This window comes from Deinococcus planocerae (genome assembly GCF_002869765.1).
In the GTDB taxonomy this organism is placed as follows: domain Bacteria; phylum Deinococcota; class Deinococci; order Deinococcales; family Deinococcaceae; genus Deinococcus; species Deinococcus planocerae.
On record NZ_PNOR01000007.1, the window covers coordinates 114,984 to 137,004 of the forward strand.

Here is a 22,021-nt window from a genome sequence, read left to right on the forward strand (position 1 = left end):
CGGGTCGGGCCCGCGCCTCTGCTACAGTGACCCCATGTCCAGCGACCCCATGACCTTCGCCTGTTGCCTTCCCTAGCGGTCAGCAGCGCCCCTGCCGCCGCGCCCCCCCTCGATGTGGTGCGGCGGCTTCCTTTGTTCCCCTGCCAGGAGTCCCCATGCGTCATCCCACCCCACGCCAGCCCGACCCCGACCTCTTCCTGTACGACACCCTGCGGCGCCAGAAGGTCCGCTTCGTCCCGACCACGCCGGGGCGCGTGGGCATGTACCTCTGCGGGCCGACCGTCTACTCCGACGCGCACCTCGGGCACGCGAAGAAGGAGGTCGCCTTCGACGTGATCCGCCGCGCGCTGATGCACTTCGGATACGCGGTGCGCTACGTGACGAACGTGACCGACGTGGGCCACCTCCAGAACGACTCCGACGACGGCGAGGACAAGCTGCTCGCCCGCGCCCGGCTGGAGAGCCTCGAACCGATGGAGGTCGCCGACAAGTACTTCTGGTCGTTCAACCGCGACATGGACGCCCTGAACGTCCTCAAGCCGAGCATCAACCCCCGCGCGACCGGCCACATCCCCGAGCAGATCAAACTGATCGAGGAACTGATCCGGCGCGGCCACGCCTACGAGGCCAACGGCAGCGTCTATTTCGACGTGCGGAGCTGGCCCGAGTACGGCAAGCTCTCGGGGCGCAGGCTCGACGACCAGGAGGAGGGCACCCGCGAGGAGGTGCGCGAGGAAAAGCGCGATCCCCGCGACTTCGCCCTGTGGAAGCGGGCAGAAAGCGGTCACATCATGCGCTGGGAGTCGCCGTGGGGCCTTGGTTTTCCCGGCTGGCACATCGAGTGCAGCGCGATGAGCCTCAAGTACCTCGGAGAGGGCTTCGACATCCACGGCGGGGGGCTTGACCTCCAGTTCCCGCACCACGAGGCGGAGATCGCGCAATCGGAGGCGGCGGGGCATCCCTTCGCCCGCTACTGGATGCACAACAACATGCTCACCATCGGCAGCGAGAAGATGAGCAAGAGCAAGGGCAACTTCACCACCGTGCGTGACGTGCTGGAGCGGCACGACCCGATGGTGGTGCGTTTCCTGCTCGTGTCGAGCCACTACCGCTCGGTCACCGAGTTCAGCGACGCGGCCTTTGAGAGCGCCCGCAGCGGCTACCGCCGCCTCTCGGAGGCCCTGCACGAGGTCGAGCGCCGCCAGCCCTCCGCCTCCGAGCGCCCCGACCCGGCCCTGCTCGCCAGGATCGAGGGCCATGTCCGGGAGTTCGAGGACGCGATGCGCGACGACTTCAACACGCCCCGCGCGGTCGCCGCCCTCTTCGGCCTGACGACGGACGTGAACGCGGCCCTGGGCGCCGGGGAGGTCGGGCGGGAGGCGCTGGAGGCGGCGCGCGACGCCTACCGCTCCCTCGGGGGGGAGGTGCTCGGCCTCTTCGAGGAAGGCGGCGGCCCGGCCAGAGAGGACGACACGCCGGTCGTGGGCGCCCTGATGGAGCTGGTGCTCAAGGCGCGGCAGAATTACCGCCTGAACAAGCAGTACGCCCAGGCCGACGAGCTGCGCGAGACCCTGAGCGCGGTCGGCGTGACGGTGGAGGACACCAAGGACGGGCCGCGCTGGCGGCGCTGAGCCTCGCCCCGCAGGGTGTCAGAAAGTTGTCAGGACTCCCTGCCTATCCTGAGGGCGAGCGGTGAACCCTTCACCCTCTTTCCCTCCCCGTAGAAGACGCGCCACCCTCCCCGGCGCGTCTTCTTGTTGTGGCGTGGAGCAAATAAACGCCGGGTCACCCCCGCCTCACCCGTGTGGGGAGCGCGGCGGTACACTCGCCCTATGCTGCCCCTCGTCAAGCAGGTGCTCGACAATTTCAACTTCGACGTGGACCCGGCCCTCTCTCAGGACGAGAACGTCGAGGAGGTCATCAAGAGCGCGGCCCTGCTCTCGGGCGCGATTGCCGTCGAGCCCGTGCCCTTTGCCGACATCCTGCTCATCACGCCCCTTCAGGCCAAGATGGTGCTGCACGTCGGCAAGATCTACGGCTTCGACATCACCCCCGCCCGCGCCCGCGAGATCGCGCAGGAACTCGGCGCCACCGTCGTCTACGGCGTCCTGGCCCGGCAGATTATGCGCGGCCTCGCCAAAATGGCCCTGCCCGTCATCGGCGGCCTGATCACCGCGCCCGCCGTGTACGGCTGGACCTTCGCGCTGGGACGCATGGCGCAGCGGTACTTCGAGCGCAAGCGCGCGGGCCTGCCCTTCGAGCGGGGGGATCAGGTCCGCGTGGTGCAGGAGGCCAAGGAACAGACCCGCCGCGTGCTGCCGAGCGCGCAGGACTTCAGCGACCTCGCCAGTGAACTGCGCCGCCGCGCCGAGGAGAAGGGTAAGGGGCCGGGCACCGACCCCCGGAACCTGAACTGAGGCAAGAGCTTTCGGGTGGCCCGGGCCGCTCTCTTCTGGTTGGCGTGAAGAGGTCCGGCCTCTCCCCTGAGTCATGATGGACTGGTCAGAGGAAGACTGGGACGGCTCCTGGCTCGTGATCCCCGACCTGCACGGGCACGCGACGCGGCTGCGAGCGGCGTTGCAAGTCGCAAACAGCATTCACCGCAGGTCCCGCCTCGTGTTTTTAGGCGACCTGATCGACGACTCGCCCCGCAGGCAGGAGGCGCGGCGGGCACGGGCCGACCCCGGAACAGCCGACGCCTCGCGCGAGGTGCTGGCGACGGTCCGCCGCCTCACCGAGTCGGGCCGCGCCGCCGTCCTCCTCGGCAACCATGAGGTGATGGCCGCTGCCGCCGTGCTGGACGACGACCGCGCGCTGATGAACCTGTGGTGGAAGGTCGGTGGGCGCGAGGCCGCCGCGTCTTACGGTTGGGGCGGGAAGGGGGATGCGGGAGCCCTGGCCGGAGACCTGCGCTGGCTGAGGGAACACGGACGGCTGTGGCTGGAGGTCGGCCCACCGGGGGCCAGAGTGCTGCTCGCACACGCCACCCGTCCCAGCCCGCAACGCCTGGCGAGCGGGAAGAACCGGGCCGCCGACCTCTGGCCTTCCGATGCGGACGACGACGTGGTGTGGTTTCCCCTCGCGTTGCCCGGCGATCCCTCCACACGGCGACTCCACCCCCTGCCCGAGGGCTACCGGGCGAGCGTCCACGGCCATATGGAGACACCAGACCTCCACCAGATGCCCGACCGGGAGGGAAAACCCGCCCTTCAGATCGACCTGCATCCCGGCAAGGGGAAGGTGTGTCTGCTCCACATCGACGTGGACGGCGAGATAGAGCCGTATATCCGCCGGGTCTGACTGATCTCCCCCTCTGCACGAGCCCTCCAACGGCGAAGACTCCCACACCTTTCGGCCTGGGAGTCTTGAGAACCGTTCTGCCTCAGTCCAGCAGCGGGTGATCGGTGTACCCCTTCTCCTCGCCCTGGTAGAAGGTGGTGCGGTCGGGGGTGTTCAGGGGCGCACCGCGGCGGAACCGCTCGGGCAGGTCGGGGTTGGCGATGGAGGCGGACCCGAAGGACACGAGATCCGCGTGCCCCTGCTCGATGATCCAGCTCGCGCCCCGCACGTCGTGGAAGCCGCCATTCGCCATCACCGCCCCGCCGAAGGTCCGGCGCACGAGCGGGAGCAGGGTGCGCTCCGGCAGCGCCGCGCCGCGCGTGGGCACGAACTCGGCGACGTGGACGTAACCGAGCCCCAAGGCGTTCAACTCCTCCAGCAGCCGGGTATACGTCGCCTCCAGGTTCTCGTCGCCGATCCCGGCGGCGCTTCCCGTGGGCGAGATGCGGTAGCCGACCCGCTCCGGCTCCCAGACCTCCAGCACGGCGCGCGTGACCTCCAGCGGCAGCCGCAGGCGGTTGTCGAGGGAGCCGCCGTACTCGTCGGTGCGGGCGTTGCTGCCCGTCAGGAGGAACTGTTCGAGCAGGTAGCCGTTCGCCCCGTGAATCTCCACCCCGTCGAAGCCTGCATCCCTCGCGTTTAGGGCGGCCTTGCGGTAGTCGGCGACGAGGCCGGGGATTTCGGAAGTCTCCAGGGCGCGCGGCGTCACGAAGGGGTGGAAGCCGCCGTCGTAGCTCTTGTCGGGCGGCCCAGCGGGGATGGCGCTGGGGGCGACGGGCGTCTCGCCGTTCAGGTAGTCGGGGTGCGAGAGACGCCCGACATGCCACAGTTGCAGGAAGACGCGCCCGCCCCGCGCGTGGACCTCCTCCGTGATCGCCCGCCAGCCCGCCACCTGCTCGGGGCTGTAGATGCCGCTCGTGCGCGGGTAGCCCTTGCCCATAGGGCTGATCTGCGCCCCCTCGGTCAGGATCAGGCCGAAGCCCGCCCGCTGCGCGTAGTACTCGCGGACCAGAGGGCCGGGCACGTCCGTCCCCTCGTCGGCGCGGCTGCGGGTCAGGGGTGCGACCACCATGCGGTTTTTCAGCTTGTTCGGCCCGAGGCGAAAGGGCGTCAGGACGGCGGGCGTGGCGGTGGCCGTGTCCGACTTCGGTTCAAGTGTGGTCATTGGTGGTACTCCTCTCTTGAGGGAGCGAGTATGACCGCACTCCCCAAGCTGGATTGGAAATCACACCGCTTTGTTAAACGAAGTACGCACGTTCTGCCTCCCGCTTGACCCCCACCGCTTCCCTGCGGCAGACTTCCCGCAGGCGTCGATCCGCAGGAGTACCGCGCCACGCACCCAGGAGCGAGCCTGAGACGGTGAGAGTCAGGCGGGGCCAGCAGCGCGGGAAGGGCGGCGGGGAGTCTGTTCAAAGTCACAAAAGTGCCAGCGTTGGCGAATTGCCGGGCTGGAACTGGGGTGGAACCGCGTGGAGCATGACTTCTGCGTCCCCAGGCGAGCACTTCGCCGGGGCCGTTCTCTTTTGCCTCCCCGGCGGGTGCGGAAAGGAGAGGTTATGCCCGCACAGTCGATGGAAGAACTCGTCAGCCTCTGCAAGCGCCGGGGATTTATCTTTCAGGGCTCGGAGATTTACGGCGGCCTGCAAGGCTTCTACGACTACGGCCCCCTCGGCGTGGAGCTGAAGAACAACCTCAAGGCCGCGTGGTGGCGCACGAACGTCTACGAGCGCGACGACATGGAGGGCCTCGACGCTTCCATCATCATGCACCGCCTCGTCCTGCGCCACTCCGGCCACGAGGCCACCTTCAGCGACCCGATGGTGGACAACAAGAAGAACAACAAACGGTATCGCCTCGACCACCTTGTCAAGGACCAGAAGGCGGACGTGATCGCGCGGGTCGCGGATGGCATCGGAGAGAGCGCCGAGAACTTCCCGGCAGTGGTAGCGGCGCTCGTGGCGAATCCTGCGAGGGCGTCCGAAGCCCTGATTGCGGCGGGCGTGCGCGACCCCTTTTCCGGCGAGGTGGGCGACTGGACCGCCCCGAAGCCCTTTAACATGATGTTCAGGACGACCATCGGCCCGGTCGCCGACGAGGACAGTTACGGCTACCTGCGGCCCGAGACGGCGCAGGGGATCTTCACCAACTTCAAGAACGTGGTGGACTCGACCAGCCGTCGCCTCCCTTTTGGCATCGCGCAGATCGGCAAGGCGTTCCGCAACGAGATCACGCCGCGCAACTTCATCTTCCGCGTCCGCGAGCTGGAACAGATGGAGATCGAGTTCTTCTGCGTCCCCGGCACCGACGAGGATTGGCACGAGAAGTGGCTCCAGGCCCGTCTCGCCTGGTGGGAGGCTCAGGGTGTGCCGCGGGGGAAGATTCAGATTCTCGACGTGCCGAAAGAAGACCTGGCCCACTACTCCAAGCGCACCTACGACCTGATGTACGACTACCCCACGCTCGGTTACGAGGAGATCGAGGGCATCGCCAACCGCACCGACTTCGACCTGGGTTCGCACACGAAGGCGCAGGGGGAACTCGGCCTCCAGGCGCGCGTGGAGGAAAACCTCGATTCGGTCGCCAAGCTGACCATCCCCCACCCCGAGACGAACAAACCCGTCGTGCCCTTCGTGATTGAGCCCTCGGCGGGCGTGGACCGGGCGATGCTCGCGGTGCTGAGCGAGGCGTTCACCAAGGAGACGCTGGAGAACGGCAACGAGCGAATCGTGCTCAAGCTCAGGCCCCACCTGGCGCCGATCAAGGTGGCCGTCATCCCCCTCGCCCGCAACCGGGAGGAGATCACGTCGGTCGCCAAGGCGATCAAGGCCGAACTTCAGGGGCTGGGCCTGGGCCGCGTGCTGTACGAGGACAGCGGCAACATCGGTAAGTCCTACCGCCGCCACGACGAGGTGGGCACGCCCTACTGTGTGACCGTGGACTTCGACACCGTGGGCAAGGGGGAGGACCCGAGCCTGACCGACACGGTGACGGTGCGCGACCGGGACACGTTGGGGCAGGAGCGGGTGAAGATCAGCGAGTTGGCGGGGTGGATTCGGGAGCGGCTCCGCTGATGCCGGAGCGGCTAACCGTCTTCCTGATCGTAGACAACGAGCCGGACGCCGAGGATGACTTCTACGCCCTGACCGGCGTGGTGGAGCGGGAGGGCGAAGAGGAAGTCTGGCGTGGGCAGGAAGGTCGCTGGCTTCCGCTGGACCCAGACTGGCGCCAGCGGCGGCGGGAGGTGACGGAGGACGTGCGTGATCTGCTCGGTCCCGCCGACTACTTCCTGCCCGTCGTGGTGCGGCCCCTGCCAGACGGCCTGCTAGACGGAGTGCCGCTGGGCTGGAAACTTCCTCTCTGAACATCCTCACATGCCCCACTCAAGGGCGGGGTTTTGCTCGTATGCTCAGCTATGCTCAAGATGAAAGCCGCCTGCGAGCATTGCCGGACGCCTCTGACCGCAGACGGCGAAGCGACGATCTGCTCCTTTGAGTGCACCTTCTGCCCGGCCTGTGCCGAGGCGATGGATCACGTCTGTCCCAACTGTGGAGGTGAGCTGGTCACGCGGCCCCGGCGAACCCGCTCACTCGTTTCGGCGGCCATAGGCCGGTTCACGCGGCGCTGAGAGGAAACGGGCACAACCCGGCATCCCGCTCCCCCTCGACCTCAGCGGGAGGGAGAAGGCATCGTCCCAGCAGGATTGCTGGTCACACGCCCCCTCACCCCGGCCCTCTCTGCAAGCAGCTCTACGAGTCCCGCAGGGGGAGAGGGAGAAAAGAAGCGGGAGCTGTTGCGCTATTCAAAACGTCTCTCCGGACGTCCGATGAGTGGCGGAGAGTGGACGGTCCTGGCCCACGGCCCCGCCTTGCTCGCGCAGCGAGACGGTGGGGTGGCGACTGGGACGCGACAAGATCACACCTTGCGTTCAGAAGAACCTAACCACCCGCACCGCCCGTGTGTCCTTGCCTAGCGCAGCGCCGCTCCCCCAGCCCCCTCCGGGGGTAGGGGGCTGGGGGGTGGGAGCCAACCGTGGCAAGTCGCCCGGCCAACCACAGAACCATTTCTCTGCCACCCAGAGAACTAACGAAGGTCCCCACAACACCTCCGCCTGCTTTCCCCTACCCTGATCCCATGACCCCCGACCTCGCCACCCTCCGCGCCCTGGACGCCCGCGACCCCCTAGCCTCCAAACGGGGCGAGTTCCTGATCCCAGGCGGCGTGACCTACCTCGACGGCAACAGCCTCGGCGTGCTGCCCGCCCGCGTGCCGGAACGGGTGGAGAAGGTGGTGCGCGAGGAATGGGGCCAGGACCTGATCCGCTCTTGGAATACACACGGCTGGATCAATCTGCCCGCCCGCGTCGGAGCACGCATCGCGCGGCTCATCGGCGCCGACGCGGACGAGGTGGTCGCCGCCGACAGCACGAGCGTGAACCTCTTCAAGGTGCTCGCGGCAGCCATACACGTGAGTGCGGGACGGGACCCCAAGCGGCGTGTGATCCTGGCCGACGAGGGCAACTTCCCCACCGACCTCTACATCGCGCAGGGTCTCGCCGGACTCGTTGGCGAGGCACGGGCGGAGGTGCGGCTGGTGTCCACGGACGCCATCGCGGACGCCGTGACCGACGACACCGCCGTCGTGATGCTCACCCAGGTCGATTACCGCACGGGCGAGCGCCACCACCTTCGGGAGATGACCCGGCACGTCCACGAGCGGGGCGCCCTCATCATCTGGGACCTCGCCCACAGCGCCGGGGCCTTCCCGGTGGACCTGAACGGGGCGGGGGCAGACTTCGCGGTCGGCTGCGGGTACAAGTACCTGAACGGGGGACCGGGGGCGCCCGCCTTCCTGTACGTCGCGCGCCGTCACCAGCCCCACGCCCCGAACGTGCTCAGCGGCTGGATGGGCCACGCCTCCCCCTTCGAGTTCACCTCGCGGTACACGGGCGCGTCCGGCATCCGCCAGTACCAGACGGGCACGCCGAGCATCCTGGCCCTGAGCGCCCTCGACGCCGCGCTGGAGGTCTTCGAGGACGTGGACCTCGCCCAGCTCCGCGACAAGTCCCTGAGCCTCACCCGCACCTTTATCGACCTGATGGGGCCCCTCTGCGCCCGGCACGGCTTCCGGCTCGTCACCCCCGAGGACGACGAGCGGCGCGGCAGCCAGGTCAGCTACGCCCACCCGCACGGCTATGAGGTCATGCAGGCCCTGATCGCGGCGGGGGTGATCGGCGACTTCCGCGCGCCCGATCTGCTGCGCTTCGGCTTCACCCCGCTCTACACCAGCCACGAGGACGTGTGGCACGCGGTGCAGACCCTCGACATCATCATGCGCGAGGGCCGCTGGCAGGACGCCCGCTACGCCGAACGGAACGCGGTGACCTGAGATGAGCCACACCCCCGACCCCGACTCTCCCGAGCGGGCCCGGGCCGACTTCACCCGCTCGCTCTCCTACGGGGACTACCTGCACCTCGACACGCTGCTGAGCGCGCACCAGCCGCTCACGGACGCCCACGACGAACACCTCTTCATCGCCGTGCACCACGTCTCGGAGGTCTGGCTGCACCTGATCAACGTGGAGTTGCGGGCGGCGATGCGGGACCTGGAGGCGGGCGTGGTGGACGCGCCGCTCAAGGGCCTGACCCGGGTGGTCCGCGCCCTGGAGCAACTGACCCAGGCGTGGGAAGTGCTCAAGACGATGACCCCCGCCGATTACCTCCAGTTCCGGGGGGCCTTCGGGGCGGCGTCAGGCTTCCAGTCGGCGAATTACCGGACGATGGAATTTCTGCTCGGCAACCGGCACGCCGCGCTGCTCCGCCCGCACGCGCACCGTCCGGACATCCACGGGCCGCTCGAAGCCGACTTCCACGCGCCCAGCCTCTACGACCTCGCCCTGCGCCTGCTGCCCGAGCGCGGTCTGCCCATCCCCGACGGGGTGCTGCACCGCGACCGCACCCAGCCGCCCACCCCTCACCCCGAGGTGCTGGCGGCGTGGCTGACCGTCTACCGCGACCCCGGGCAATACTGGGAACTGTACGAACTCGCCGAGAAATTTCTCGACGTGGAGGACAACTTCCGCCGCTGGCGCTACAACCACCTCACGACGGTGGAGCGCACCATCGGCTTCAAGACGGGCAGCGGGGGCACGAGCGGCGCCGGGTACCTGCGGCGGGCGCTGGAGACGGTGCTGTTTCCCGAGCTGTGGCAGGTCCGCACCGAGCTGTGAGCCAGGAGGCCGCGATGGAGACCCGCCCCCCGCTTCCGCCCTTCACCCTCGAGACGGCGACCCGGAAGGTCCGCCTGGCCGAGGATGCCTGGAACAGCCGCGACCCCGCGCGGGTGGCGCTCGCCTACACGCTGGGGAGCCGCTGGCGCAACCGCTCGGAGTTCTTCACCGGGCGGGAGGCGATCACCGCCTTTCTGACCCGCAAGTGGGCGCGCGAACTGGACTACCGGCTCATCAAGGAGCTGTGGGCCTTCCACGGGCACCGCGTCGCCGTCCGCTTCTGCTACGAGTGGCACGACGAGGCGGGGCAGTGGACCCGCTCCTACGGCAACGAGCAATGGGAGTTCGACGATCATGGGCTGATGCGGCGGCGCGAGGCGAGCATCAACGACGTGTCCATCGCGCCGGAGGACCGCCTCTTTCGGTGGGGGGCGGGGCCGCGCCCAGAGGATCACCCCGGGCTGACGGAACTGGGGCTGTAACCCGGCACCTCGCCAAAATGCCCCCTCACGGGGAGAAAACGTTTCGCGGGGGTGCCGCGGTTTGACCCGCCTACCCCTCCTCCCCCCGCTCGCCGTACTTGCCCTCCAGGTAACGGCGGTGGGCATCGAGGGTCCGGGACTGGGCCCTTTGCCGCTCGCGGACGACCTCACCCATGCGGCGCTCGATTAGGGTGAGCTGGCCGAGGAGCAGGCGGTCGGCCTCCGGGGTGCGGGGGGCGGCGCGGTAGGTCCGCAGGAGTTCGGGCAGGTCCTCGCGGGCGGCCTGCCGGGCGTCGAAGGCGTCGCGGCCCAGCGAGAGGTCACCCGAGGTCACCCGCAGGGCGTCCCGGGTGGCGATCACGGTGGCGTGCAGGGCGGCGCGGGTGGAAGGCGGCAGGGCGCGCTCACTTCCTCTCAACAGGGCGAGGAGCCCCGCCTCGTCGTCGGCGCCGCCACTTCCCAACGTGCCCGGCGCGTCCAGGGTCACGACGCCCACCTGATCCTCGCGCGCCCGGATGAGGTGGGCCGCCCGCCGCGCCGTCCACACCGCCCCGAAGGTGGCGAGCAGGAGGGTGAAGGCGAGCATCCACCCCGCCACGTCGCTTCCGAAGGCCGTGCCCACCCCGAGGAGCAGCAGCAGCGGCCCGAGCAGCACCGCCCCCAGCACGCACAGCGCGAGGAGCACGAACAGCCCTGCCGCCCGCCGCGCCACGCTGGCCCCGCGCCGCAGCGTTTCCCCCGGCCTCCCGCCCGGTCGCTCGGACGGCAACCACGGGTCCCGTCCCGAGAGATCGAGATTCGCCGGGGAGAGCCGCCGGGCGGGCCGAATCAGGTATCGCACCACCCGCGAGCCGGTGCGGGCGGCGGTGAAGACGGTGAGGGGATTCACGGGCGCCATGATTCTTCAGGGTACGCGAGGGGGGCCGGGCCGGTTCCCGCGCGGCTCACGTTGCCGACCCTTCGGCCTCGTCTCGCCCTGCCTCCCGCCGTTCCCGCACCCGGTTCGCCAGCGCCTGCCAGGGCCCCAACTGGAAGTGGTTGTGCCCCAGCGGGCTCGTCGAGGGCAGCACCCACACCTCGGCCCCCTCCAGCGGCAGGAGCTGCGGGCCGTAAGGCAGCTTGCCCGTCGGCAGGCCCAGCGTCTCGGATGCGCCACGCTTGGAAGTGAAGGCGACGACGGCGGGCCGGTAGTGCCGAATCTTCGCGCGCAGCTCGTCCGGGGCCCAGGCTTCGGTGGGTAAGGCGGCGTCTACCCCGCTGTGCCGCTTCGCCACGTCCGTCAGGCCGATGCCGTACTCCGGCAGGGTTGGGTACTCGCGCGGGGCAAGTTGGCGCGGGGTCAACCCGACCTCATGCAGTACCCGCCAGAACTTGTTCTCGGGGTTGGCGTAGTACGCCCGCGCCCGCGCGCTGATGCGGCTGGGAGCGGTGCCGACGAGCACCAGCGTCAGCCCCGGCTGCAACACGTCGGGAACGAGGTACCCCTCCCCCGCTGGCGGCTGGCCGCCGGACGCGGCCTGACCCCCCTCAGTCGTCGTCGTAGCGCTCCTCCTTGAAGGGGTCGCCCCGCATGTGGTACCCGTTGCGTTCCCAGAACCCGGGCTGGTCGGCGGCCATGAACTCCAGCCCGTTCAGCCACTTCGCACTCTTCCAGAAGTACAGGTGCGGCACGACGAGCCGGAGGGGTCCGCCGTGCTCCGCGTCCAGCGGCTCGCCGTCGAAGGTGTGCGCGAGGAGGTTCTCGGGCCGGGTGAAGTCTTCCAGGCTGAGGTTGGTCGTGTACCCGCCCACGCTGTGCTGCATGACGTGGGTCGCGCCCGGGAGCAGCCTGAGGTGCTCCATCAGGTCCACCACGCGCACGCCCGTCCAGGTCGTGCCCAGCTTGCTCCAGTGGGTCACGCAGTGGATGTCGTACGTCAGCGTGGTCTGCGGCAGGGCGAGGAGGTCTTCCCAGGTGAAGGTCTTCTCCTCGGCCAGCCCGGAGATGCGGACGACCACATCCTGCGGTGCGTAACGTTGGGTGGGGCCATAGGTCAGCACGGGGAAGCGGGTGGTGAGCGTCTGGCCGGGAGGCACCCGCCCCCCCATGTCGTCATCGGGCTTCTTGAAGAACTTGCCGAGCATGGCTGTATTTGACGGCCTGGGGAGGGGAGTCGGTATGGGGAGGCCCACCTTTCCCCATCAGGTGAAGGAATCCGCTAGGCCCAGGTGAGCGCGGCCCCAACCCAATCTGAAGGCTCGCCGTCAGAAAATAGAGAGGTCGGGAGGTGTACAGTGCACACCAAGACCGGGGTGACCTCTTTTCCCCGGTAGTCCATGCCCCGGTCCGGCGCCCGCTGTGGCGCGAGGAGACCCTGCATGAGAGCAACCGACCAGGCCCGGCACGAGGTGGAGCGCGCCCGCTTCCTGAGCGACGTGCGCGACCTGCTGGCGATCCTGCGGCGCGAACCGAACGAGCTGCTGCCCTTTGACTGGGTGCGCCACCTCGGTCCGCAGGGCGAGCACTCCCTCGGCCTCCAGACCATTCCCGTGGAGCAGATCATCGGTTCGGTGGACCGTTACCGCGAATTCGACCGCCACTACCTGCCCAAGGAGCGCCACCTCGACGAGCGCTGGATCGGCGTCCGGTCGGCCCAGCTCCAGGGCAAGGAACTGCCGCCCATCCAGGTCTACAAGGTGGGTGACGTGTACTTCGTCAAGGACGGCAACCACCGCGTCTCGGTGGCGCGGCGCCAGGGTCAGAAGTACATCGACGCGCACGTCATCGAACTCGACGTGACCGTCCCGCCCGACGAGGACGATACCCTGCGCGACCTGATCATCAAGGGCGAGTACGCCCGCTTCCTGCATCAGACCAACCTCGACCGGGTGGTGCCCGGCCACCGCGAAATCCTCTTCACCACCCCGGGCCGCTACGACCGCCTGATCGACCACATCCGCACCCGGCAGTACTTCCTCGACCGCAAGCCGGGGCGCGCCGGGCTGCCGCCCGTCACCTGGGAGGAGGCGGTCGAGAGCTGGTATCGCCGTCTGTATTCCCGGATCGTCGAAAACCTCGAAAAGCACGACGTGATGAGCCGCTTCCCCGGGCGCACCGAGGCCGACCTGTACCTCTGGATCATGGACCACCGTTACTTCCTGACCGAGAAGTACGGCCACGACGTCGGCAGCGAGGAAGCCACCCGCGACTTCCGCGCCCACCACGCCCCACCGCTGTACAAACGGGTCGGTCAGCGCATGAAGCTGCTGCTGCGCGGCCAGCTCGACCCGGCGATGTAGAGCCCCCGAACAGATGCGGCGGGAGGTGACCCTGGCGAACGAAGCTTCGGCACCTCCCGCCCCTCTCCTTTGCCTGAGCGGCGGGTTCCTCGGAAGGCCACAACAAAAAACCCCGCCCGAGGCGAGGTTCTGTGCTCTTGGTACGGAAGGGCAGATTTGAACTGCCGACCTCACGCTTATCAGGCGTGCGCTCTAACCAACTGAGCTACTCCCGTGTATCACGGTTCACCGGCCCCTGCGGACGGCGGGTGCCAATTTAGCAGGCGAACCGTGAAGTGTCAACGCCAGGCACTCACCCCGGGGTGACCTGCACGCCCCGCCAGAAGGCCACCCGGTCGGCGACCATGCGCGCGGCCTCCTTGGGCTCCGGGTAGAACCACGCGGCGTCGGGGTTGACTTGGCCGTCCACCTCCAGGGTGTGGTAGCTCGCCGTGCCCTTCCAGGGGCAGACGGTGTGGGTGGCGCTCGGGCGCAAGTAGACAGAATTCACGCTCCCACGCGGGAAATAGTGGTTGCCCTCCACGATCACCGTGTCGTCCGACTCGGCGATGACCTGTCCGTTCCAGATCGCCTTCATATCCCCAGAGTACCCGACGCGGGTGAACCGCTGACCCATTGACAAGGCCGCAGGATGAGTGCTCAATAGAGGTCAAATGAAACGCTTCCAACTGGTGGGGCGCGTCGGCGCCGTCACGGCCCTCACGCTGTCTCTGTCCGCCTGTGGCCTCTTCAACCCGCCGGGGCAGGGAACGGGCGCGCGCGACTGGCGTGATGACGTCATCTACTTCGCCATGACCGACCGCTTCGCCAACGGGAACGCGGCGAACGACGACGGGGCGAACCAGAATGAGGGCGACCGCGCCGACCGCACCAATCCGCTCGGGTGGCACGGGGGCGATTTCGCGGGGCTGAAGGCGAAAATCGAGGAGGGCTACTTCAAGAGGATGGGCTTCACGGCGATCTGGGTGAGCCCGGTCGTCGTGCAGGTGCCCGCCATTCCCGTCAACGACGGTCCGAACCAGGGCAAGCCCTTCGCGGGATATCACGGCTACTGGGCCGAGGACTTTTTCAAGGTCGATCCGCACTTCGGCACGCTCGCCGAGTACAAGGCCCTGATCGAGACGGCACACCGCAACAACATCAAGATCATTCAGGACGTCGTGGTCAACCACGCGGGCTACGACGCCACCCTGACCAGGACGCACCCCGAGTGGTTCCACACCCAGGCCGAGTGCGACGCGAGCACGAACAAGGAGGTCGACTGCCCCCTGGCGGGCCTGCCCGACTTCAAGCAGGAGTTGCCGGAGGTCACCAAGTACCTCAACGACTTCGTGACGTACTGGCGGGATCAGACGGGCATCGACGGGTTGCGGATCGACACGATGAAGCATGTGCCCGACAGCTACTGGCGGCAGTTCTTCGCCGCGGGCGGGGCGGGCGACCCCACGAAACTCTGGTCGGTCGGCGAGGTGTTCGACGGCAACCCGGCGCGGCTGGCGCACTTCATGAACGACCTCGGCTCGCCGAGCGTGTTCGACTTCGCGCTGTACTTCGCGGTCAAGGACCAGCTTTCGAGCGCTGGGGGCGACCTGGGCCGCCTCGCGGACGTGTTCGCGCAAGACGGCGTGTACCAGGACCCCACCCGCCTGACGACCTTCGTGGACAACCACGACGTGCGGCGGTTCGTGAGCGAGGTGCAAGGGCGCGGCGGCACCCCGGCGCAGGCCGCCGAACGCCTCGACCTCGCGCTGAGCCTGCTCTACACGTCGCGCGGCACCCCCAGCGTCTACCAGGGCACCGAGATCGCGCAACCCGGGCTGGGGGACCCCTACAACTACGTGCTCGGGCAGGGCAACCGCGAGGACATGAATTTCGCGGCCCTCGGGCAGAGCACGCTCGACGAGCGCCTCGCCGCGCTCGCCGCCGCCCGGTCCAAGTTCCGGGTCCTGACCCGCGGCGCCCAGCAGGAGCTGTGGCGTCCCAACGGCGGAGCGCCCATCTTCGCCTACCGCCGGGTGGCGCAGGGCGGCGAGGGCGGCCAGCCCGTCGTCGTCGTGATGAACAACGGGGACACGCCCGTGGACCTCGCCACGCTGGGTGGGGGCGGCATTCCGCTGCTCGGCACCTTCGGGGCTGGGGCGCTGACCGAGATCACCGGGCGGGCCAGCGGCCTCTCCATTGTCGGCGGCAGGCTCGTCGGCACGGTGCCTGCCCGCAGCGCCCTCGCGGTGACGGCCCCGGCGGGGAGCGGCGGGTCGGGCACAGTCAACCCCGGCCTCCCCGAGGTCACGGGCCTGAGCGCGCGGGCCGGGGACAACGCCGTGCAGCTCACGTGGACGGCCTCCACCGACGCCAGCGTGACGGGCTACCGCGTCTACGCGCGTTCGGGGAGCGGGCGGGAGCGGCTGCTCAACTTCGCGCCGCTGCCCAAAGACCAGACGACCTACCTCGCCTCGGGTGTCACGAACGACGTGGAGACGACCTTCCGGGTGGTCACGGTGGACGCCCAGGGGGCGGAGAGCCGGGGGGCGAGCGTCAAGGCCACACCGAGCAGCAAGAACACCGCCCGGGTGACGTTCACCGTGGACGCCCGCAGCCAGGGGAACGGGCCCATCGAACTTCGCCGCTTCGACACGGGCTCGCAGGTCGAGTACCCGATGACCCAGGTCAGCCGCGGCATCTGGAAGACCGAGATCGACCTCCCCCTCTTCCGCGAGGTGAAGTTCAAGTTCGGCAACGACGGTCCCGGCGCCCGGAACAGCGGCTACGAGGGCCCCGGCCAGGGCGACCGCTCGTACGTGGTGGGGACGAACAACAGCTACAGCGGCACCTACGACTTCATCAGCCAGCCCGTGCCGCCCACCATCGAGGGGCGGGTCACGGGAGCGGGCAGCCCGTTGGGCGCGGCGCTCGTCACCGCGACGACGGCCAGCCCCGACCTGAACTACGCGATCACCTTCTCCGACGGCACCTACACCCTCTTCGCCCCGGCGGGCACGCAGACCCTGGGGGCGACGGCGGAGGGCTACGCCGAGGCGACCCGGCAGGCGACCTCGCCGGGGACGGGAGCCGACTTCGACCTCACCCGCGCCGCGCAGGGCGGGCCGGTCGTCGGCAAGTACACCCTCGACGGCGACCTGAGCGACTGGACGGCGCCCAAGGTGAACGCGCAGAGCCCGGGTGCGGGCGTCTTCGGCCCCGACAACAACTGGCTGAGCCTGCTCGCCGACAGCGACGGGCAGTACCTCTACCTCGCCTACACCTACCGGGTGTCGGGCAACAGCGCCATCCTTTATCTCGACACCGGGGCGGGCGGCGCAGCGCAGGCCGACACTTTCGAGGCCTGGAAGCAGGCGGCGACCTTCGGCGGGGGGATGGCGGGGGCGGACGCCTTCGTCGCCCGGTATGAGAACCAGCCCGCCCAACTGCGGCTGGTGCAGGGGGACACCGCCACGCCGGAGGTCGCCACGACCGCCTACTCCATCGCCACCCGGGGCACCCTACCGGCTCAGACGGTCGAGCTGGCGATTCCCTGGGCGGCGCTGGGGCTGAGCGGCCCGCCCGCGGGCGGGGTCAACGTGGTGGGCGGCATCTTCGGCGGGGCCGGGTACGGGGCGGGCGACATCATCCCCGACGCGGGCAGCACGCCCCCCGGCGCGAACACCATCGGGACGGAGGCGGAGAGTCGGCGCGCGACTTTCACGGCCCCCCTCAACGTGAGGTAACCCCTTACACTGGGCGCGACGCGGGAGGCTGCCACGCCGGGGCCTCCCGCCGCTTCTTGCCCTGCGCCCGCCTGACATAGGGCTGACAAAGGGGCGGAGAATGGGAGGGATTGTCATGGTGCTGTCAAGATTCATGCCGAAAAACCCGCAGTTCAGCGCGAAATTCGCCGAGGCTGCCCGCAACGCTCACGCCACCGCCCAAGCCCTGGTGGACCTGCTGGAGAACTACACCGACGTGGAGGCCAAGGTGAGGCGGGTGCGCGACCTCGAACACGAGGGCGACCGCATCACGGGCGAGATCACCAACATGCTCGCCTCGTCCTTCATCGTGCCCTTCGACCGCGAGGACATCATCTCGCTGAACAGCGAACTCGACGACCTCGTGGACGACATGGAGGACGCCGCGCGCAAGCTCAGCCTCTATGGGATCGAGCGCCCCCTGCCCGAGATGGCCCGTCTCGCCCGGGTGGTCGAGCGGCAGTGCGCGCTGCTGGCCCAGGGGATGCCATTGATCGAGGACTCGGGCCGCCTCCAGGAACTCGCCGGGCTGGCGCGGCAAATTCGCCAGCTCGAGGACGAGGGCGACACCATCAGCGACGAGGTGCAGCGTCAGCTCTACGTGGGCGTCACCGACGTACCGGGCATGATCCGGGCGATGCGCGGCGGCGAGATCGTGAATCTCATCGAGGACGCCTCCGACCAGGCGCAGCGGGTGGCGAAGACCGTCGAGAGCATCCTGCTCAAGAACGCCTGAAGCGGGAGCCTCTGACCCATGGAAGCAGCCCTGATCGGTTTCGTCGTCATCATCGCGCTGGCGCTCGCCTTCGACTTCATCAACGGCTTTCACGACACCGCCAACGCCATCGCCACCTCGGTCGCCACCAAAGTGCTCACCCCCGCGCAGGCCATCGCCATGGCCGCGATCCTGAACGTGGTCGGGGCGCTGGCGGGCACGGCGGTCGCCAAGACCATCGCCACCGACATCGTGCCGCAGCAGTTCGCCACCCTGGGCCTGACGGGCGCCGCACTCCTGAGCGCGATTCTATGGAACCTCTTCACGTGGTGGAGGGGGCTGCCGAGCAGTTCCAGCCACGCCCTGATCTTCAGCCTGGTGGGGGCGGGGGTCGCGGCGGGCGGCTGGGGCATCATCATTCCCCGCGGCGTGCAGAAGACGCTGACGGGGCTGGTGAGCAGCCCGGTGCTGGGCTTCCTGGTGCCCATCGTGTTCATGGCGCTGCTCTCGTGGCTGGTGCTGCGCCTGATGCGCCCGCGCACGGTCACGCGCACCTTCCGCTGGCTCCAGATCGGCTCGGCGGCCTTTATGGCTTTCTCGCACGGCGGCAACGACGCGCAAAAGGCGATGGGGATCATGACCTTCGCGCTGAGCGCCTACCTGGGCACCCAGGTCGGGGAGGTGCCGCTGTGGATCATCCTCTCGGCGGCGGCGGCGATGGGCCTGGGCACCGCGATGGGCGGCTGGCGCATCATCAAGACGATGGGCTTCAAGGTCGTGGACCTCAAACCCGTGGACGGCTTCGTCGCCGAGGCGAGCGCCGCCGCCATCATCGTGGGGGCCACCCACCTGGGCATCCCGGTGAGCACGACCCACACCATCAGCACCTCGATCATGGGCGTGGGCACCACCAAGGGCTTCAAGAAGGTGAAGTGGCAGGTCGCCGGGCGCATCGTGCAGGCGTGGATCTTCACCATTCCGGTGTGCATCGCGCTGGGCTGGGCGATTCACAAGCTGATGCTGCTGACGCTGGGGATTTGAGGGGGAAGCGGTCAGCGAGGACGGAGGGGGCGTTCCCGGAAAGGGGGCGCCCTCTTCTCTTCAGGCGTCGCCGCATTTGCAGGGGCAGGCTCCAGGTTGCGTCACTACACTGCGAGACGTGTTGACCGTTGTGCTTGTGATCGTCGTGGCTCTGGCGCTGCTGGCCGTGCTGCTGGCGACTCGCCCCCGAAGAGTGCCGAAGAGTTCACCCGCTGGCAAAAACGCCGAACTGCATTGGGAGCGAAAGATATTGAGTCAGACGCTCGGCAACCGGGGAGCGATGGAACGTGCCGTCACGGCCAAACGCCGCAACTACCCTCGTGCCTCCCGGGCCGACCTGCTGGAGATGGTCCACGACGAGTACGTCCGGGACCGCAACCGCTCGTAAGCCGTCAGCTCCCGACCCGCTCCCGGCTCGCCCACAATTCCACCAGCCCGCGCAGGGTCAGCGTCTCGTCATAGTGATCGATCTCGCGGCAGATGCCTTCCACGGTGCGGGCAAAGCCCCCGGTGGCGACGGCGACGGCGGGGCCCGGCAGCTCGGCGCGGATGCGGCGCAACAGGCCGTCCACCATCTCGGCGTAGCCGTAGACGAGGCCCGATTGCAGGGCGTGGACGGTGTTCTTGCCGATGGCCGATTGCGGAGCTTCGAGAGCGATGCGGGGCAACTTGGCGGCGCGGGCGAACAAGGCGTCGGCGCTGACCTGGGCGCCCGTGGCGAGGATGCCCCCGACGAAGCGGCGGCCCCGCCCGATCACGTCGAAGTTGGTGCTCGTGCCGAAGTCCACGACGACGGCGTACTCGTGTGTGCCCAGGTACCGCTCGGCCCCGAAGAGGTTGCACAACCGGTCGGCACCGATGGCGTCGGGCTGGTCGAGTTCCACCCGCACGTCGGGGAGGCTGGCGGCGGAGACCTCGAAGGGCTCGACCCCGAAGTGACGGCGCAGGGCGAGCGCATAGTTCTGGCCCACCGGGGGCGCCACGCTGCTCAGGACGGCGGCGCGGGGGGGCCGCGCACCCGCCAGGGTGAACAGGCCGTGGAGTTGCAGGGCGAGGTCGTCGGGGAGCACGTCCCGGTTGGTCCGCACGCGCCAGGTGTGGGTGAGGTTCAGGCCCTCTTCGGCGAGCCCCAAGACGGTGCTCGTGTTGCCGATGTCCACGGCGAGCAGGGGGAAGGCAGGGGGCACGCGGGCATTCTAGGGCAGGCGGTTTTCGCTCCGGCTCACCTGGGGGGCCGCCTGCCGGGGCTCCTCGCGCAACTCGCGCGACAGGTAGAAGTCCAGGCCCGTACGGATCAGCGCCACCGCGCCCAGCCGCAGGATGTCCTGCCAGGTCGGCGCGCGCAGGGTCGACAGGATGTCCGCCGCGAGCAGGAACTCCAGCGCCAGAAGCAGGTAGCGGGCGAAGTCGAGCTGCACCGCCCGCACCCCCTCCCCCACCCGGCGCAGCGCCAGCAGCAGCCCCAGGGCGATGGTGAGCGCGGAGAGCAGCTCGAAGAGTTCTTCCAGCCACAGCGCGACCAGGCCCGCCAGTTCACCCAGCATGGCTCTCCTCCATCCGTGCGGTCGTCATGGCCCCCAGCATAGGGACCACACGGCGGCGGCAGAGGGAGCCGAAGCCTTCACCCCCTGTGGCCTAGGCCGATCCCTGTTCTCCCCGGTTTACTGGAAGCTGCCCAGGTCGAGCGTCACGCTGTAGGCGCAGTTCGTGTCCGCCTCGGTGCGCAGGAGGAGTTCCACCCGGTCGCTCGCGCCGATTCCCGCCTTCAGGGGCTCGAAGTAGTAGACGAGGGTGCCCGTCCAGGTGCCGTCGGCCTCCCGCTTGAAGTCGTTGACGTAGCTGCTGCGCAGGGGCGCGATCACCCGGGGCTGGGCCGGGGTGCCCTGCGGTTGGGCCGGGGCGGCGCTCGCTGGAGGAGTCACCGCGGCCCCGGTGGTCGAGGGGGCCGGGGTGGTCGGGGAGGCGCCCTGCCCCGCGGTGGGAACTGCGGGGGCGCGCAGGCGCACGAGGTAGGCGCTGCGGGCCTTCTCGCTGGGGAGGCCGCGCACCTGCACGTCCACGCGAAGCTGTCCTGCGGGCAGAGCAGGAGAACGTGCCGGTCCCGTAGGTGCAGAGGTCACTGTCGTAGTTGAGGTTGTCGTATTTCCAGTTTGCGTTGTTTGGCTCGTTGCTACGGCAGTTACGCTTGTATTCCCAACCGCATTAGGTAGGAACCCCGCATTGAAGGCATCCAGAGCATCCTTCACGCTGAGGTTGCGGAAGTTGTCGCGCGCCTCGACCGCCTGGAAGTAGAGCTGGTCGGCCTGCCCGCTCACGGTGACGGCGGCGGGGCGGCTTCCCCCCCGGTAGTCGGTGGGCGCGGCGAGCCAGCCCGTCAGGCACGCGTCGCCGCCGTCGAAGACCCTCACGGCCCCCTGCCCGGCGGCGAACTGGCCGCCCTGGACACTCAGGTCGAGGGTCTGGAAGGTGGGGACCGGATCGCGGCGGCCATACGCGCCGTCGATGACGTTCTTGGCGACTGTTTCCTCCAACTTGGGCACCCACGCGAGGGCCGGGGCGGAGAGCAGCACGGTGAGGGCGAGGAGGGTGGGTCTGCGCATAGGGAACCTCTTAACGGTTGGGGGTGACGGAGGCCTGATCAACTCTTGAGATACACGACCCGGCAGGCGGCCCCCGCCGAGCGAAACTGCGCGGCGGCGGCGCTTCCGAGCACGGCGTCGGTGAACACCTGCGAATTGGGGGCAATGCGGGGCGGCTGCACGCGGGCGGCCTTGACGCGGGTGACGTTCTTGAAGGCGGCGACCTCGGCCTCCGAGGTGACGTAGGTCTGGAGGCTGCCCTCCTGCACGAGCTGGGAGCTGACGCCCCGGACAAGGGCCGCGTCGGGCCAGAGCTGGGTGCCCGATTCGTCGTACACGAAGCTCGTCATGTCGCGCTGGAAAGGGCCCAGCCCGCGCACATCGACGACGACCGTGCAGTTCAGGAACCGGTCCTCGTTGCCGGGGGCCGCTCCACCTCCACCCCCACCCGCGCGGGCGACCTCACCGCCGCCCGTGCCGCCGCCGCCGGGAGCGCCTGCGCCCGTGCCGTCGCCACCGGGACGACCCGAGGCGGGACCGTCCCCCGCGGGGCCGTTGCCGGTGCCCACCCCGTCCTCGCCCCCACGCCCGGCGCCTTCTCCGGGCTCGGGCGTGGT

Annotated in this window: 23 protein-coding genes and 1 tRNA gene; 14 read left to right on the plus strand and 10 right to left on the minus strand. The window is 69.0% G+C overall.

Translation table 11 applies throughout. From position 1 onward, the window contains the following. Nucleotides 1–155: 155 nt before the first annotated feature. The 3 genes from cysS (at nucleotide 156) to A7B18_RS05815 (ending at nucleotide 3,300) form a co-directional block, all read left to right on the plus strand. Nucleotides 156–1,631, plus strand: a complete 1,476-nt coding sequence (gene cysS / locus A7B18_RS05805; protein ID WP_102125739.1) for a cysteine--tRNA ligase — start codon at nucleotides 156–158, stop codon at nucleotides 1,629–1,631. Nucleotides 1,632–1,832: 201 nt separating this feature from the next. Further along, nucleotides 1,833–2,417, plus strand: a complete 585-nt coding sequence (locus A7B18_RS05810; RefSeq protein WP_102125740.1) for a YcjF family protein — start codon at nucleotides 1,833–1,835, stop codon at nucleotides 2,415–2,417. Between the two features lie 73 nt (nucleotides 2,418–2,490). Next, nucleotides 2,491–3,300, plus strand: coding sequence for a metallophosphoesterase (locus A7B18_RS05815; RefSeq protein ID WP_102125741.1), 810 nt, complete (start codon nucleotides 2,491–2,493; stop codon nucleotides 3,298–3,300). A gap of 82 nt (nucleotides 3,301–3,382) precedes the next feature. Here A7B18_RS05815 and A7B18_RS05820 read toward each other — a convergent pair whose 3' ends face one another. Next, a complete protein-coding gene (locus A7B18_RS05820) occupies nucleotides 3,383–4,504 on the minus strand; it encodes an alkene reductase (RefSeq protein WP_102125742.1) in 1,122 nt (373 codons plus the stop codon). 391 nt (nucleotides 4,505–4,895) lie between these two features. On the opposite strand from A7B18_RS05820, the gene A7B18_RS05825 reads away from it, so the two are divergent. From A7B18_RS05825 to A7B18_RS05850, 6 genes are all read left to right on the plus strand, one after another. Next, nucleotides 4,896–6,410, plus strand: coding sequence for a glycine--tRNA ligase (locus tag A7B18_RS05825; RefSeq protein ID WP_102125743.1), 1,515 nt, complete (start codon nucleotides 4,896–4,898; stop codon nucleotides 6,408–6,410). Further along, a complete protein-coding gene (locus tag A7B18_RS05830) occupies nucleotides 6,410–6,700 on the plus strand; it encodes a hypothetical protein (protein ID WP_180970033.1) in 291 nt (96 codons plus the stop codon). Before A7B18_RS05825 ends, A7B18_RS05830 begins: the two co-directional genes overlap by 1 nt. Nucleotides 6,701–6,760: 60 nt before the next feature. Next, complete coding sequence (locus tag A7B18_RS23080) at nucleotides 6,761–6,964, plus strand: DUF1272 domain-containing protein (protein WP_425430319.1); 204 nt, start codon at nucleotides 6,761–6,763, stop codon at nucleotides 6,962–6,964. Nucleotides 6,965–7,470: 506 nt separating this feature from the next. After that, on the plus strand, nucleotides 7,471–8,724 hold the full coding sequence (kynU, locus tag A7B18_RS05840) for a kynureninase (RefSeq protein ID WP_102125746.1): 1,254 nt from the start codon (nucleotides 7,471–7,473) through the stop codon (nucleotides 8,722–8,724). Nucleotide 8,725: 1 nt separating this feature from the next. Beyond that, nucleotides 8,726–9,565, plus strand: a complete 840-nt coding sequence (locus A7B18_RS05845) for a tryptophan 2,3-dioxygenase (RefSeq protein WP_102125747.1) — start codon at nucleotides 8,726–8,728, stop codon at nucleotides 9,563–9,565. 14 nt (nucleotides 9,566–9,579) lie between these two features. After that, nucleotides 9,580–10,047, plus strand: coding sequence for a nuclear transport factor 2 family protein (locus tag A7B18_RS05850; protein ID WP_102125748.1), 468 nt, complete (start codon nucleotides 9,580–9,582; stop codon nucleotides 10,045–10,047). Nucleotides 10,048–10,117: 70 nt separating this feature from the next. On the opposite strand, the gene A7B18_RS05855 is transcribed toward A7B18_RS05850, so the two are convergent. From A7B18_RS05855 to A7B18_RS05865, 3 genes are all read right to left on the minus strand, one after another. Beyond that, nucleotides 10,118–10,945, minus strand: coding sequence for a hypothetical protein (locus A7B18_RS05855; RefSeq protein WP_102125749.1), 828 nt, complete (start codon nucleotides 10,943–10,945; stop codon nucleotides 10,118–10,120). Nucleotides 10,946–10,991: 46 nt separating this feature from the next. After that, nucleotides 10,992–11,513: a mismatch-specific DNA-glycosylase gene (locus A7B18_RS05860; protein ID WP_102125750.1), complete on the minus strand. Its 522-nt coding sequence runs from the start codon at nucleotides 11,511–11,513 to the stop codon at nucleotides 10,992–10,994. Between the two features lie 61 nt (nucleotides 11,514–11,574). Further along, nucleotides 11,575–12,171, minus strand: a complete 597-nt coding sequence (locus A7B18_RS05865) for a sulfite oxidase-like oxidoreductase (protein WP_102125751.1) — start codon at nucleotides 12,169–12,171, stop codon at nucleotides 11,575–11,577. Nucleotides 12,172–12,405: 234 nt separating this feature from the next. On the opposite strand from A7B18_RS05865, the gene A7B18_RS05870 reads away from it, so the two are divergent. Then, on the plus strand, nucleotides 12,406–13,326 hold the full coding sequence (locus tag A7B18_RS05870) for a DUF4032 domain-containing protein (RefSeq protein ID WP_102125752.1): 921 nt from the start codon (nucleotides 12,406–12,408) through the stop codon (nucleotides 13,324–13,326). Between the two features lie 138 nt (nucleotides 13,327–13,464). Here A7B18_RS05870 and A7B18_RS05875 read toward each other — a convergent pair. Both A7B18_RS05875 and A7B18_RS05880 read right to left on the minus strand, forming a co-directional pair. Continuing rightward, a tRNA-Ile gene (locus A7B18_RS05875) sits at nucleotides 13,465–13,541 on the minus strand. A 77-nt stretch (nucleotides 13,542–13,618) separates the two neighbouring features. Then, entirely contained in the window at nucleotides 13,619–13,903 is a 285-nt protein-coding gene (locus A7B18_RS05880) for a DUF427 domain-containing protein (protein WP_102125775.1), read from the minus strand. 76 nt (nucleotides 13,904–13,979) lie between these two features. Here A7B18_RS05880 and A7B18_RS05885 point away from each other — a divergent pair, with 76 nt between their 5' ends. The 4 genes from A7B18_RS05885 to A7B18_RS05900 all read left to right on the plus strand — a co-directional run bounded on the left by A7B18_RS05885 (nucleotide 13,980) and on the right by A7B18_RS05900 (nucleotide 19,213). Continuing rightward, nucleotides 13,980–17,051, plus strand: coding sequence for an alpha-amylase family glycosyl hydrolase (locus tag A7B18_RS05885; protein WP_102125753.1), 3,072 nt, complete (start codon nucleotides 13,980–13,982; stop codon nucleotides 17,049–17,051). Between the two features lie 115 nt (nucleotides 17,052–17,166). Next, nucleotides 17,167–17,805 (plus strand): DUF47 domain-containing protein, encoded by a 639-nt coding sequence (locus A7B18_RS05890; RefSeq protein ID WP_102125754.1) that lies wholly within the window; start codon nucleotides 17,167–17,169, stop codon nucleotides 17,803–17,805. A gap of 18 nt (nucleotides 17,806–17,823) precedes the next feature. Then, a complete protein-coding gene (locus tag A7B18_RS05895) occupies nucleotides 17,824–18,825 on the plus strand; it encodes an inorganic phosphate transporter (protein WP_102125755.1) in 1,002 nt (333 codons plus the stop codon). Nucleotides 18,826–18,946: 121 nt separating this feature from the next. Beyond that, a complete protein-coding gene (locus tag A7B18_RS05900; RefSeq protein ID WP_425430317.1) occupies nucleotides 18,947–19,213 on the plus strand; it encodes a hypothetical protein in 267 nt (88 codons plus the stop codon). 4 nt (nucleotides 19,214–19,217) lie between these two features. Here A7B18_RS05900 and A7B18_RS05905 read toward each other — a convergent pair whose 3' ends face one another. The 4 genes from A7B18_RS05905 to A7B18_RS05925 form a co-directional block, all read right to left on the minus strand. Continuing rightward, complete coding sequence (locus A7B18_RS05905; RefSeq protein ID WP_102125757.1) at nucleotides 19,218–20,012, minus strand: type III pantothenate kinase; 795 nt, start codon at nucleotides 20,010–20,012, stop codon at nucleotides 19,218–19,220. A gap of 9 nt (nucleotides 20,013–20,021) precedes the next feature. Next, nucleotides 20,022–20,369 carry a DUF1622 domain-containing protein gene (locus A7B18_RS05910; protein WP_102125758.1) on the minus strand — a complete coding sequence of 116 codons (348 nt, stop codon included), beginning with the start codon at nucleotides 20,367–20,369 and terminating at the stop codon, nucleotides 20,022–20,024. Nucleotides 20,370–20,486: 117 nt separating this feature from the next. Continuing rightward, nucleotides 20,487–21,425 (minus strand): hypothetical protein, encoded by a 939-nt coding sequence (locus A7B18_RS22465; protein ID WP_245872756.1) that lies wholly within the window; start codon nucleotides 21,423–21,425, stop codon nucleotides 20,487–20,489. 38 nt (nucleotides 21,426–21,463) lie between these two features. Then, nucleotides 21,464–22,021: hypothetical protein (locus tag A7B18_RS05925; RefSeq protein ID WP_219722094.1), on the minus strand; the 558-nt coding region annotated here is incomplete at its 5' end.